Origin of the sequence: Paenibacillus sp. tmac-D7 (assembly GCF_006519665.1) — a bacterium.
Taxonomy (GTDB): Bacteria; Bacillota; Bacilli; order Paenibacillales; family NBRC-103111; genus Paenibacillus_G; species Paenibacillus_G validus.
Genome location: NZ_VIDW01000001.1, coordinates 214,363 through 227,505 on the forward strand (window position 1 = coordinate 214,363; position 13,143 = coordinate 227,505).

Annotated in this window: 11 protein-coding genes; all 11 read right to left on the minus strand. The window is 56.1% G+C overall.

The window, feature by feature from the left end:
• Positions 1-38 precede the first annotated feature (38 nt).
• Entirely contained in the window at positions 39-947 is a 909-nt protein-coding gene (gene spoIIGA / locus FKP33_RS01065; protein WP_141333755.1) for a sigma-E processing peptidase SpoIIGA, read from the minus strand.
• 246 nt (positions 948-1,193) lie between these two features.
• Positions 1,194-2,336 carry a cell division protein FtsZ gene (gene ftsZ / locus FKP33_RS01070; protein ID WP_054795532.1) on the minus strand — a complete coding sequence of 381 codons (1,143 nt, stop codon included), beginning with the start codon at positions 2,334-2,336 and terminating at the stop codon, positions 1,194-1,196.
• A 50-nt stretch (positions 2,337-2,386) separates the two neighbouring features.
• Positions 2,387-3,631: a cell division protein FtsA gene (gene ftsA, locus FKP33_RS01075; RefSeq protein ID WP_127608540.1), complete on the minus strand. Its 1,245-nt coding sequence runs from the start codon at positions 3,629-3,631 to the stop codon at positions 2,387-2,389.
• 186 nt (positions 3,632-3,817) lie between these two features.
• The gene (locus tag FKP33_RS01080) at positions 3,818-4,609 is read right to left on the minus strand and encodes a cell division protein FtsQ/DivIB (protein WP_141333756.1); all 792 of its coding nucleotides are present in this window, start codon (positions 4,607-4,609) and stop codon (positions 3,818-3,820) included.
• Positions 4,610-4,711: 102 nt separating this feature from the next.
• Positions 4,712-5,980: a UDP-N-acetylglucosamine 1-carboxyvinyltransferase gene (murA, locus tag FKP33_RS01085; protein WP_141333757.1), complete on the minus strand. Its 1,269-nt coding sequence runs from the start codon at positions 5,978-5,980 to the stop codon at positions 4,712-4,714.
• A gap of 15 nt (positions 5,981-5,995) precedes the next feature.
• Positions 5,996-6,901 carry a UDP-N-acetylmuramate dehydrogenase gene (gene murB, locus FKP33_RS01090; protein WP_141333758.1) on the minus strand — a complete coding sequence of 302 codons (906 nt, stop codon included), beginning with the start codon at positions 6,899-6,901 and terminating at the stop codon, positions 5,996-5,998.
• A 203-nt stretch (positions 6,902-7,104) separates the two neighbouring features.
• Positions 7,105-8,178 (minus strand): undecaprenyldiphospho-muramoylpentapeptide beta-N-acetylglucosaminyltransferase, encoded by a 1,074-nt coding sequence (locus tag FKP33_RS01095; RefSeq protein WP_141333759.1) that lies wholly within the window; start codon positions 8,176-8,178, stop codon positions 7,105-7,107.
• Between the two features lie 9 nt (positions 8,179-8,187).
• Positions 8,188-9,285, minus strand: coding sequence for a stage V sporulation protein E (spoVE, locus tag FKP33_RS01100; protein ID WP_127608536.1), 1,098 nt, complete (start codon positions 9,283-9,285; stop codon positions 8,188-8,190).
• A gap of 54 nt (positions 9,286-9,339) precedes the next feature.
• Complete coding sequence (gene murD, locus FKP33_RS01105; RefSeq protein ID WP_141333760.1) at positions 9,340-10,764, minus strand: UDP-N-acetylmuramoyl-L-alanine--D-glutamate ligase; 1,425 nt, start codon at positions 10,762-10,764, stop codon at positions 9,340-9,342.
• Positions 10,765-10,766: 2 nt separating this feature from the next.
• Positions 10,767-11,729: a phospho-N-acetylmuramoyl-pentapeptide-transferase gene (gene mraY / locus FKP33_RS01110; protein WP_054795529.1), complete on the minus strand. Its 963-nt coding sequence runs from the start codon at positions 11,727-11,729 to the stop codon at positions 10,767-10,769.
• 4 nt (positions 11,730-11,733) lie between these two features.
• Entirely contained in the window at positions 11,734-13,143 is a 1,410-nt protein-coding gene (locus tag FKP33_RS01115; protein ID WP_127608534.1) for a UDP-N-acetylmuramoyl-tripeptide--D-alanyl-D-alanine ligase, read from the minus strand.

Genomic DNA, 13,143 nt, shown 5'->3' on the forward strand with positions numbered 1-13,143 from the left:
CCTCCTATTCCGGTATGTTGACCGCTGTTGGTTTGACGCTAACCGCTGTGGCTTTGCACCAATGAAGGGTGAATAATGGCCTGGTAAGCGTTATCCGAGCTTAAGCGCCCGCCGTCAAGTCCGATGAGCACCTTGATCGTTTCGATTTGTCCGCTTTCCGTCGTAATGACCACTTTGTCAGGTTTGAGCGCCAGCATAAACTGCGTGCTTCGATTCACGCCCCGGTAAGGCACCAGCCGCAGCCGGTCCTGCCAGATGAAAGGTTCGGTACCGATGGCGCCTACGATCTGGTCGACTTCAGCCCGCCTGATTTTGACCATCCACGTCTCGGGGATCCACTCCCCCCACTGCGAGGCTTCCATCACCATCACCGGCGTCTTCGTCAGCGGGTCGTACAGTTGATTGCCCGTGTCGATCAGACCGGTGCAGCTGGAGGCGATCGCATCAATGTACACATCCACTTTAGCCATGAAGGAAGCGATTTCTTGCTTTTGCTTTAACGCCAGCACAACCCGCTTGTAGATCCACATGGCTAGCGGAAGCGCGATAATGAGGGGCGGAAGCGTTCCCGTCAATCCGCGACCGAACATGACCCCGTTCAAGATGTCGTGCGACGACTGCAGCACATACATGCATCCGACGACGCATCCGGCCGCTACGAAATTGATTACATAAAACGTGCCCAGGTTGCGTAAAAAGTGCACCATCCCTCCGAAGCCGAACGCTGTCAGCATCATCGCGAAGGAAAACGCCATCTTGGCGACAAAGGTGTACATAAAACCAAGCGACGGAAAAAACAAAAAAACCGCATAACTGCCGCCGATCACGGCGGATAGAACAAGCCTCCACGGACGCAGTCGCAGCTTGCGCGACCACCCGGTCATCCAAATCAAAGTGCCGTCGATCAACACATTGATGAGGAAAATGATATCGATATAAACGACCATTTTCCGTCACCTCTCTTTACCGCCACCATGCTTTTTTGCGAATGAGACAAGTATATAGCAATGGTATTCCAAAGTCTGTCTAAACATGACAGGAGGAAGCATCTTTTTTTGTCGGTTGCTGCAAACGGGTAGGGACGTCCTTGACCTCCGATCGGCCTAATCCAAGCTGTGCCCAGAGGCTAATACGGCAAAAAAACAGCCGCTCTCCCTAAGGAAGAACGGCTGTTACGTTAACCGGCAATGCCATTATTTGTTGTCGAATCCGTTGCGGTTCCGGTTGCGCAGAAATGCGGGGATGTCCAGCTGGTCGTTAGACGTTTGACCGCCGAACGGACGCAAATTGTTCAGTCGGTTGTCCGTGTTCTCTTGCTGGCTCCCGCCCGTGCTTGGCGCAGCGCCTGTGCCGCCCGGCTTACGCTGGGTCGTCGAGATGCTCTTATGCTCAAAGCCGGTCGCGATAACCGTGACGATAATTTCGTCTTTCAACGTCTCGTCGATAACGGCGCCGAAGATCATGTTGACCTCGAGGTCGGAAGCCGACGCGACGATATCGGCCGCTTCGTTCACTTCGTACAGCGACAAGTTGGCGCCGCCGGTAATGTTCATCAGTACGCCGCGCGCGCCGTCGATCGACGTCTCCAGGAGCGGCGACATAATCGCCTTCTTGGCCGCTTCCGCCGCACGGTTCTCGCCGGTTGCGACGCCGATGCCCATCAACGCGGAACCGCGTTCAGTCATGATGGTCTTCACGTCCGCGAAGTCGAGGTTGATCAAGCCGGGAACCGCGATCAAATCGGAGATCCCTTGTACGCCTTGACGAAGCACATTATCCGCTTCGCGGAATGCTTCCAGCATCGGCGTTTTCTTATCAACGATTTCGAGCAGGCGGTCGTTCGGAATCACGATCAGCGTATCTACTTTTTCTTTCAATGCGGCAATGCCCTGATCGGCTTGCATCGCCCGTTTACGGCCTTCGAACGTAAACGGACGTGTGACGACGCCGACGGTCAATGCGCCGCATTCTTTGGCGATTTCGGCGATAACAGGCGCTGCGCCCGTTCCCGTGCCGCCGCCCATACCCGCCGTAACGAACACCATATCGGAGCCCTTCAGCGCGTTAAAAATCAATTCGCGCGACTCTTCCGCCGCCTTCTTCCCGACCTCCGGGTTGGCCCCGGCGCCGAGACCGCGCGTTAACTTGTCGCCGATCTGCAATTTCGTATCGGATTTGGAAAGGTGTAACGCTTGAGCATCCGTATTCACGGTAATGAACTCGACGCCCTTCACACCGTTGTCGATCATCCGGTTGACCGCGTTGCTGCCGCCCCCGCCGCAACCGATGACCTTTATTTTAGCCAGTTGGTCCAAGTCCATATCAATTTCAAACATACTAGCGTCTTCCCCCTCATTAGGCTTTCATCGCGTGAGCACGATCCACGCTAAATAAACTCGCTTAACCAATTTTTAAACCGTTCCATGGCCGAAGGCTTCTGCTCTTGACCGGAAGACGCTTTCTTGCTTACCGTCCGCTTGGCGCCTGAGCCCGATTTGGAATTCCGCAAATATTTGGACGCATATTGTATAATTCCGACTCCGCTCGTATACGCAGGATCACGAACTCCAATAAAGTCCGGTACGGCGATGCGTACCGACGAAGCGAGTTCGACCTGAGCGATCGCCAGCATGCCCGGCATGGATACCGTTCCGCCGGTTAATACATAACCGCCCGGCAGCTCGGAAAATCCCAGACGCTGCACTTCCATGCGGATCAAATGAAAAATTTCTTGAACGCGCGGTTCGATAATGTTCGCCAGATCGACCTGCGAGAATTCCTTGTCCACGTTGCTTCCAATCCGGTTTACTTTAAACACTTGGTCCGAAGCCGCATGCTCGACGACTGCGCATCCGAATTTCAGCTTGATCTTCTCGGCAATGTCTGCCTGTGTGCGAAGTCCGTATGCAATATCGTTCGTAATATATTCCCCGCCGATGGGCAACGTGGAAGTGGCAACCAAATGGTTCTCATCAAACACGGCTATCGTCGTTGCGCCGGCTCCGATGTCGACTAACACGGTACCCATAGCCTTCTCGTCTTTCGACAACGCCAGGTGCCCTGCGGCAAGCGACATCAAGATCAACCCCGATACCCGCAGCCCTGATTTTTCTACAACGCGAAGCAAATTATGTATGGCCGTCTTCGTACCGGTCACAATCGTCGCTTCCACTTCCAACCGGACGCCGATCATGCTTCGCGGATCGTAAATTTGGTCCGTTCCATCCACTACATATTGGTTCGGCACTACGCCGATAATTTCGCGTTCGGGAGCTAACGGAATCACTTTCGCCGCTTGGATAACGCGTTCGATATCCTCGTCTCCGATCTCGCGGTCCTCGTTGGATACGGCTACTACGCCGTGACTGGATTGAAGTGCGATATGGTTGCCGGAAATACCTACGTACACATCCGAAATCTGAATGCCTACCATCCGTTCCGCGTGATCCACTGCGCTTCGAATCGACTGGACCGTCTGATCGATATCGACAATGGCTCCTTTGCGAATTCCTTGCGAGTCGGCAGATCCAACTCCTATTATGTTAATGGCGCCGTTAACGACTTCCCCAATAATAGCACGAACTTTGGATGTACCGATGTCCAAACTAACAATGATGTCATTGCTGCTCAACCCGTGGCACCTCCTGTAAAATGTAGTGTATATGAGCCGTGGTCAGCAAACCTGCTTGTAAGTATTCCACACGCTCTGGCGGTTTCCTCTTTTTTATGAAATTTTTTTCAAAAGAAAAGCGCAAAATATACCATAATTACAATTCTATCATTATTTTCTATGCTTGAGTAGACCTATTTATAGAGACTAAGGCTGCGTTTTCGTACCGGATTTGACCGGTTCCTGCTTATCGCCGGCAGCCTCGAAAGGCGCAAATGAATCCGCAAGCAGCATCGTCAGCACGCCGCTCGTTTTATTGTTCTCGCGGATGCTGGCAATGTACGATTCCATGTTGGGCATCTTGTCCGGCAAGTAACCGATCGTCGTAATGATCTCGAACTGCGAGCGCGTATACATCTTGATTTTATCCGGGTACGACGCGCTTGGCGCCGGCTTGATTTCGGAAACATCCGCAAAAAGCGCCTCGGGCAGCTTCGACATCGCCGCGCACAGCTGTATCTTCAAGGGGTCGTCCTTGCTCCAGCCCGACAGGATCGGCTTGTCCAATCTGGCTCCATGCATCGTGACGGGAATGACGCTCCCGTCTGCGAGCAGCGCTTCCACTTGACCGCCTTCACCGAACTGGTAGGCAACCTTCGGGTATTCATAAACGTAAATTTCAATTCGTCCGGGAAAGCGTTTCTTCACTTCGACCCTTTCGATCATCCGCAATGATTTGATTTGCGCCGCGATTCGCGCTGACGACACGGAGAAGAAGTGATCTCCCGGCACGACAGCCGCCGCGGTACGAATTTGTTCTTCGGCCACGAGCTGCTGGCCCTGAATGGACACCTCCGTAATCTTGCTCAGCGACGATTGGAAGAAGAGCACCAGCAGCAGCGTGACGAAAAACAAAAAAAGAAACAGAAGCAGCTTTTTGCTGCTGCGGCCGCGCGGTTTTTGTTTTTGTTGTTTGATTACGGGAAGTCGTTCCTCCATGAGGGCCTCCTCTTGCTATATGTAAACCGCGGATTACCCCTCTTTCAAGAAGAAAAAGGGATAACCCGGCGGTTGCGTTCATATGAATGAAAATAACATGGCTTATTCCATGACGACCGGCGTCGTCCGAAGAATGTTCGCGCCAAGGCTGCGAAGCATCCGTTCGATGCGGTCATAACCGCGGTCGATATGATGAATTTGTTCGATAACGGTCGTGCCTTGCGCGGTTAAACCCGCGATGACGAGCGCAGCGCCTGCGCGCAGGTCGGTCGCTTCCACCGTGGCGCCGTACAACCGCGGTACGCCCCGGATGAATGCCGAGTTCAGATCGACGCGAATGTCAGCGCCCATGCGGGACAATTCGTCGACGTGTTTGAAACGGCCTTCGAATACGGTTTCTTTGACGATGCTGACGCCGTCGGCGAGGCTCAAGAGCACCATGATCTGCGACTGTAAATCCGTTGGAAATGACGGGTAGGGCGACGTGACGATCCTCTCGACCGCTTTCAGTCGGCCGGACCCGCATACGTACATTATATCACCGTTGATTGTGATTTGAACACCTGCGCGTTTGAGGACATGAATGGCCGAAGTAAGATGAGCCGGGCAGACGCCATTCAGGGTAACGCTGCCCCGGGTAACCGCTGCGGCGATCATGATCGTACCTGCGACGATACGATCGGGAATAATCCGGTAAGTACATGGGACGAGTTCCGGAACGCCCTCGATCGTAATCGTATCCGTGCCGGCGCCCATGATTCTCGCCCCCATCGCATTAAGAAAGTTTTGCAAATCTTGGATTTCAGGCTCGCGAGCCGCATTGGTGAGCGTCGTTTTTCCCCGGGCCATCGCCGCTGCCATCATGATGTTCTCCGTAGCGCCAACGCTCGGATAGTCAAGCACGATGTCGGCGCCGACCAGTTCCTTCGCCGTGCATACGATACGGCTGCCGTCGTCTTCGATGACGACGCCCAGCCCTGCGAGACCTTTTAAATGCAAGTCGATTTTACGCTCGCCGATCGCGCAGCCCCCTGGCTGATAAAGCTCCACTTTGCCGAGCCGCGCCAGCAGCGGCCCCATCAAGAATATCGAGGAACGCATTTGGCTCATCAAGCTTTCCGGGATGTGATACTGATGGACCGCATTCGTATTAACGATGACCGTATCTCCGGCCAGCTCCGCTTTACACCCCAAGGAACGAAGAATGCCCAACATGACGCCGATGTCGGAAAGATCGGGGACGTTCTCGATCTTAACCGTTCCTTCCGCCATGATACTCGCTGCCAGGATCGGCAGTGCGGCGTTTTTCGCGCCGTGAATGCTGATGGCTCCCGATAGTGGTTTCCCGCCTTCGATAACCAGCTTTTCCAAAGTCCCACCTCCGATTTACCGCTCACCCACCACCAATACTTCAGGTACGAGAGTTACTCCGAATCGGGTACGGACCGTTTCTTTGACTTGTTCGACCAAGGTGAGCACGTCGTAGGCTGTCGCCTGCCCTATGTTGACGATGAAATTGGCGTGCAAGGGCGAGACTTCGGCGCCTCCGACACGCAGGCCTTTCAGGCCCGCTTCTTCGATCAGCTGCGCCGCGTGACGGCCTTCCGGATTCCGGAAGACACTGCCCGCGCAGGCCAGCTGCAGCGGCTGCGTTCGCAACCGGCGGTCCTTGTAGGCAGCCATCGCCGCCGCAATTTCCTTCCGGTCGCCATAACGGAGCCGGAATTCCGCCTCCGTGACGATGCCCGGGTTCGTTTGCAGAATCGAATGTCGATAAGCATATGCCAAGTCCTCGTTTTGCAGCGTAACCAACTCACCCCTCGGGAGCAGCACTTCAGCCCGCTGTAGTATTCGTGACACGTCAGAGCCGTGCGCCCCGGCGTTCATGTAGACGGCGCCTCCCACGGTTCCCGGGATGCCTCCCGCGAACTCCAAGCCGGTCAATCCTTCTTTGCCGGCGATGACCGACAGCTTGATGAACGAATATGCGCCGCCGGCCACAATCGACTCCCCTTCAATCCGGACGGTTTCCAGCGCATCCCCCAATTTGATCACGACACCGCGTATGCCTTTGTCCGCGACGAGCATGTTGGAGCCCCGACCGAGCGCCGTCCATGGGACGCGGTGCTGATGGAGCAGCTTCACTGCCGCCACAAGCTGCGTCTTATTCTCCGGAATAAGCAGAACGTCAGCCGGCCCTCCAATCTTCCATGTCGTGTAGAGGGCAAGCGGTTCGTCAAGGCGAACCTCGCCGAACGATCCCTTCATCAATTCTGATATGACCTGTTGCATGGGAACAACCTCCTTCACAGAACGCCCTGGCACCCTATTCTCGAATATCGTTCGAAAAATAGAGAGCGGCCGGCCGCCGGGCTCCGACTGTCTTTTGTATCCGAGCCGCTTGCCGCTTGCCGCTTCGCCGGGTGTCTGTCACGGTTATAGTGTAGTTTATGTGGAATGCTGCAGAGTGTGACAATCGCCTATTGCTAAATTCGTCAACCGCCGGAACGCTTAAGCGCCTCGAGCAGTCGGACGATGGTTTCGGTTCCGTTGCCGTAAGGGTTATCCGCCATGCGCCGCTTCATCGCATCCCGTTCGTCATACAAGGCGGAAATTCCGCTCACGAGCGCGTCCGCCGATAAGTCTTCTTCGAACAAAACGTGCGCGTAGCCTTGGCTCTGGAACGAATTCGCGTTCAATATTTGGTCGCCCCGGCTTGCCGCCCGCGATAACGGAATAAGCAGCATCGGCTTGTTTAAGGCAAGAAATTCAAAAATGGACGTCGAGCCTGCCCGCGATACGACAAGATCGGCGGCGGCGAGCAGGTCCGGCAGTTCGTCCTTGACGTATTCGAATTGGCTGTAGCCGCGTTTGCCTGCCCGCGTCGGATCGACATGTCCTTTGCCGCAGATGTGAATGATCTGATAGCGCTGCAGCAGCGTATCGAGCGACGCGCGCACCGTCTGATTGATGCGCTGCGCCCCAAGGCTGCCGCCCATCACCAGCAGCACCGGCTTTTGCGAATGAAAGCCGCACAGCGAGAGGCCCCGAGCGGCTGCCCCTTGCAAAATTTGCTCGCGTATCGGCAAGCCCGTGCATTCCGCTTTATCGCTGCGCACGTATTGCAACGTCTCAGGGAAGGTAACGCAGATGCGGGAGGCAAAGGGCATTGAGATTTTATTGGCCAGGCCGGGGGTTAAATCGGATTCATGCGAAATGACCGGTACGCCGGCCAGCCGGCATGCCACGATGACCGGAACGGAAACGAAGCCGCCCTTGGAGAAGACGATGTGCGGCTTGAGCCGCCGAAGCAGTCCGTACGCTTGCCCGACGCCTAACGCGACGCGGAAAGGGTCTTTGAAGTTTTTCAAATCGAAATAGCGGCGAAGCTTGCCGGAGGCGATGGGATGGAACGGTACCCCTTCATGCTCGACGATTTCGCGTTCAATCCCGTTCCGGGAACCGATATAGTGGATCTCCCACCCCCGCTCGCGCAGTTTGGCCATGACCGCCAAATTGGGCGTCACATGGCCGGCGGTCCCTCCGCCGGTGAAGACGATTTTGTTCATATGCGAAACTCACCTCGAATATCGGGAAATATTAAGCAGTATGCCGATGGAGGTCAGCATCAATGTTAAGGAAGAACCGCCCGCGCTGATCAGCGGCAGCGTGATGCCCGTGACCGGGAACATGCCGATGACGACGCCGATGTTGATGATGACTTGCACAGCGATCATGCCGACAATGCCGGTGGCGAGCAGGCTGCCGAACGTATCGGGAGCCGTAATGGCCGTGCGCATGCCGCGCCAGACCAGCACCATAAACAGAATGAGCACGCAGGAACCGCCGATAAAGCCGAGCTCCTCCGCGATGATAGAAAAGATGAAGTCCGTTTGCGGCTCGGGCAAATAGCTGTATTTTTGCCGGCTCATCCCAAGTCCGAGCCCAACGAGCCCGCCGGGTCCGATCGCATACAGCGATTGTATCGCCTGATAGCCCGCGCCGAGCGGGTCCTGCCACGGATCGAGAAAAGCCGTAATCCGCTTCAACCGGTAAGGGGCCGCTATCACGAGGCCGATGAATCCCGCCACCCCGATCAACCCTAAATACGACAAGTGCTGCAATCGCGCGCCCGCCGTATAAATAATGAGCAGTGTAGCGCCGACAAGCACCGCGCCGGTCCCAAGGTCCGGCTGGAGCATAATGATCCCGAAAGCCAGTCCGACTAAAGCGAGGGGCGGCAGCAGTCCTTTTGTAAACGCCGTGATCGGGTTCTTCTGCTCGGACAGCCATTTGGATAAATAGATGATCATGCCCATCTTCATAAATTCGGAAGGCTGGATGCCGAACGACCCGATGCCGAGCCAGCTGCGGGCGCCGCCGCGAACGACCCCGATGCCCGGAATCAAGACAGCGACAAGCAGCACGAAGCAGACGATCAGCGCCGGTTTGGCGTACCTCTTCCAAATCCAATAGTCGGTATTCATCATAAAAAACATGGCGATAACGCCGAGCGCCGCAAACAGCGCCTGACGTTTCAAGTAGTAGAACGCATCGCCGAATTCGCGAAACGCCAGCACCGCACTGGCGCTGTATACCATAATAACGCCGATGACAAGCAGAAGCAGCGTAGAGCCGAGCAAGTACATATCCGGAGCCGACCGTGCTTTGACCATTGCGACCACACCTCTAACCTTAAAAATTTAGGAGGCGGCTTGTCATCCTCCTGTTTAAAGGTTATGCACGGACTGCTTAAACATTCTTCCCCTTTCCTCATAGGAAGGAAACATGTCCCAGCTGGCGCACGCCGGCGATAACAGCACGACGTCGCCCGGCTTCGCGAGCGCGAACGCTTCCCGCACCGCATCCGTCACCGTATCCTGCAACCCGCTAGCAGCAGTATCGACGGTTTTCAGACGGCTCATGCCTGCGAGCTTGGCGACACGGACAATTTTTTCTTTCGTTTCGCCGATGGCGACGAGTCCTTTCACCTGCCGCTGGAACGCGGGAAGCAGCTCCATGTAGTCGGAGCCCCGGTCCAGCCCGCCCGCCACGAGGACGATATCTTGATCGAACGACTCGATCGTCTTGATCGTCGCCGTCGGGTTCGTGGCTTTCGAATCATTATAAAACAAGACGCCGTCCTTAGTTCGCACGTATTCGAGGCGATGCTCAACGCCCCTGAATTCGCGCAGCACACGGGCAATCGTCTCGATAGCTACGCCTGAAGCGATGGCCATCGCGCTCGCTGCGAGCGCATTCTCCACGTTATGGCTGCCGGGAATGCCGAGTTCGCTGACCGGCAGGATGGTATGCTCGGTCTCCTTTTCATCCCTGTACGTTAACAGGGCCGTCACTTGCCGCTCCTTCGCCTCCTTCAAGCTCGGCTTCACGAACAGCCCGTAAGGCAGCTCCTCCCGTACGGAAAACGGCAGTACGCGGGAACGCACCTTTGCCGCCGTTTGGCGGCAAACCGGATCGTCCCAGTTCAAGACGGCCGTATCGGCTTCCGTTTGATTGGCGAACAGCTTCATCTTCGAAACAACGTAGTCGTTCATCGTTCCATGATAATCAAGATGCGTTTCATACACATTCAACAAGCAGGCTATCGATGGCCGGAAGCTGCTCGTGCCTTTCAGCTGAAAGCTGCTCAATTCCACGACCATCCGGTTATCCTCCGCCGCTTCGAGCGCAGCTTCGGTTAAGGCCCGCCCGATATTCCCGGCGACGATAGGCTTCAGCCCGCCCGCCTCCAGCATCAGACCGGTCCATGTCGTCGTCGTCGTCTTGCCGTTTGAGCCGGTAATGCCGATGATCGGAGCTTGGCATAGGTAGTACGCCACCTCCACTTCGGTGACCGTTTCAATGCCGAGCTCATCCGCACGGCGAATCGGCTCCACGCTATAGGGGATTCCTGGATTTTTCACGACGAGCGACACGCCCTCGTGGACAAGTCCGGCCGGATGACCGCCGCAAACAACAGAAATACCCAGAGCCTCCAGTTCGTCGGCCTCAGGGCATAGTTCTCGTTCTTTCCTATCGTTGACCGTCACGTTCGCGCCGGCTTCGTGAAACCATTTCGCGACCGCGACCCCGCTGCGCGCCAGACCCAAGACGACGACCTGGCGGCCGCGGTAATTTGCAGGATGCTCCATCCTTATAACACCTCGTTAATATATAGTCCAAGACCCGCCAAGATCAGACCCGCCGTCCAGAAAGATATGACGACGCGCCACTCCGACCAGCCCACCAATTCAAAGTGATGATGAATTGGGCTCATTTTAAACACACGCTTGCCCCTTGTCTTGAAGGATACGACCTGGATAACGACCGACAAAATTTCCGTCAGGAACACGCCGCCGATCAGCGCAAGCAATATTTCGGCTTTCGTCAGGATCGCCACTGCAACCAGCCCTCCGCCAATGCCGAGCGAGCCGGTATCCCCCATAAACACCTTCGCCGGATGCGCGTTGAACACGAGAAACCCGAGCACCGCGCCGACCATGGCCGCCGAGAAGATGGCGACGTTCGGCTGCGTGTTGTTCAGGGCGATTATCGCATAAGCGCCGAACGCAATCGCGCTCGTGCCGGCAAGCAACCCGTCCAGACCGTCGGTAAAGTTGACCGCATTGGACGTGCCGAGCATAAGAAAGACGATAAAGGGAAAATAAAGCCAGCCGAGATCGAACGATACGTCGAAGAACGGAATGCGTATATCGGTGCTGTGCCCGGATTGTACGAGCAGCAAGCACACGATCGCCGAAATGAGCAGCTGACCGATCAGTTTTTGTTTTGCGGTCAAGCCGAGCGAGCGTTTGAACAAAATTTTAATGTAATCGTCAAGAAAACCGATGAATCCGTAGCCTAACGACGCCAGCAGCAAAATGACGGTCTCCATATTTTTCTCGCCAAAGCGAAGGACCGCGAGCGCCAGCGCCAGCATGATGATAATGCCGCCCATCGTCGGCGTTCCGGCTTTTTTCAAATGTCCCTGCGGACCGTCCGTCCGAATTTGCTGGCCGAATTTCAGTCGGCGCAGCAGCGGTATGAATAATGGACCCATAATCACCGCCAGTAAAAAGGCAACCCCCAGCGTGATCATTACGATATTGAAATCCACAGCTTTATCCCCCCAATTGCATGACCCAGGCGGCCACTTGCTCCATTCGCATGCCGCGCGATCCCTTGATCAGCACGACGTCGTGTGCGCCAGCCGTTCGGCCGAGCTCGTGCGCCAATTGTTCTTTATCCTCAAAATGCCGGACGCGGTTGTCCGGGAACCGGGTTCTCGCCCCTTCCGCGATATGAACCGCGAGCGGACCGTACACGAACACAGCCTCCACCTTCGCAGGATCGAGCATCTCGCCAACCTCCCTGTGAAACGCCGCTTCGTTCTCGCCCAGCTCCAGCATGTCGCCCAGTACGGCGAATTTGCGCTCGAAGCCTTCCGCTTCATGCAGCAGCGCAATCGCAGCGCGCATCGCTGTCGGACTCGCGTTGTAGGCATCGTTGAAGATCGTAAGCCCGCTTGGCGCATGCATCACCTCGATCCGCATGCCGGTCACCGCCGCACCCGCCAATCCTCGCGCAATCGTCTCCGCATCCAAACCGAAATGTCTGCCTACGGCATAAGCGGCCAGCGAGTTGACCACATTGTGCGCGCCGAGCAGCGGAATGTAAAAATCCCGCGCCCCCGCCTCATGGATACGGTAATGCGTCCCTTTCGCATCCATTCTAATGTCCGATGGATACAGATCGTTCTCCGCTCCATGGCCGAACCGAACGCGCCCATACGAGGGAGCCTGCATCCGTCCCGGCTCGGACAGCTCCGGCAGCACTTCCTCGATCAAGGGCTCGTCGCCATTGTATACGAGTGTGCCCCCCGGCAGCAGGCCGGCCAATATTTCCGTCTTGGCGCGCGCAATTTCCTGACGCGTGCCGAGCTGCAGCAGATGCGCTTCGCCGATGTTCGTAATCACGGCAATTTCCGGCTCCGCGAGCCGCGAGAGAAACTCGATTTCGCCCCGGCCGCTCATCCCCATCTCGAGCACGGCGATCTCCGTGTCCTCCGATAATTGCAGCAGCGTAAGCGGCAGCCCGATGTGGTTATTATAATTCCCCCCGGTTTTGTGCACCCGAAACGAAGTCTGGAGCACGGCTGCCGTCATATCTTTCGTCGTCGTTTTGCCGTTGCTTCCGGTTATGCCGACAATTCTAACGTGAAGCTGCCGCTTGTAATTAACGGCCAGTCGCTGAAGCGCCGCCAGCGTATCGTCGACCAAGATCAACGGCACGCCTTCGGGCGCATCCGGACGATCCTGCTGCCAGAACGACCCGACTGCTCCTTGCCGGGAAGCGGCTTCGACGAATCGATGCCCGTCGAACGCTTCGCCGATTAACGGTATATACAGATTGCCTGGCGCCAGCGTCCGCGTATCCTTCGATACGCCCTGCGCCATCAAGCTTCCGGACGATTCGTCCGTCAACGTGCCCCCCGCCATCACGGCGATTTCAGCTAACGTTCGTTTCATCAC

Coding starts and splice junctions, on each gene's coding strand:
- spoIIGA (WP_141333755.1), bottom strand. CDS start 947: ATGGTCGTTTATATCGATATCATTTTCCTCATCAATGTGTTGATCGAC.
- ftsZ (WP_054795532.1), bottom strand. CDS start 2,336: ATGTTTGAAATTGATATGGACTTGGACCAACTGGCTAAAATAAAGGTC.
- FKP33_RS01080 (WP_141333756.1), bottom strand. CDS start 4,609: ATGGAGGAACGACTTCCCGTAATCAAACAACAAAAACAAAAACCGCGC.
- murB (WP_141333758.1), bottom strand. CDS start 6,901: ATGCAACAGGTCATATCAGAATTGATGAAGGGATCGTTCGGCGAGGTT.
- FKP33_RS01095 (WP_141333759.1), bottom strand. CDS start 8,178: ATGAACAAAATCGTCTTCACCGGCGGAGGGACCGCCGGCCATGTGACG.
- spoVE (WP_127608536.1), bottom strand. CDS start 9,285: ATGGTCAAAGCACGGTCGGCTCCGGATATGTACTTGCTCGGCTCTACG.
- murD (WP_141333760.1), bottom strand. CDS start 10,764: ATGGAGCATCCTGCAAATTACCGCGGCCGCCAGGTCGTCGTCTTGGGT.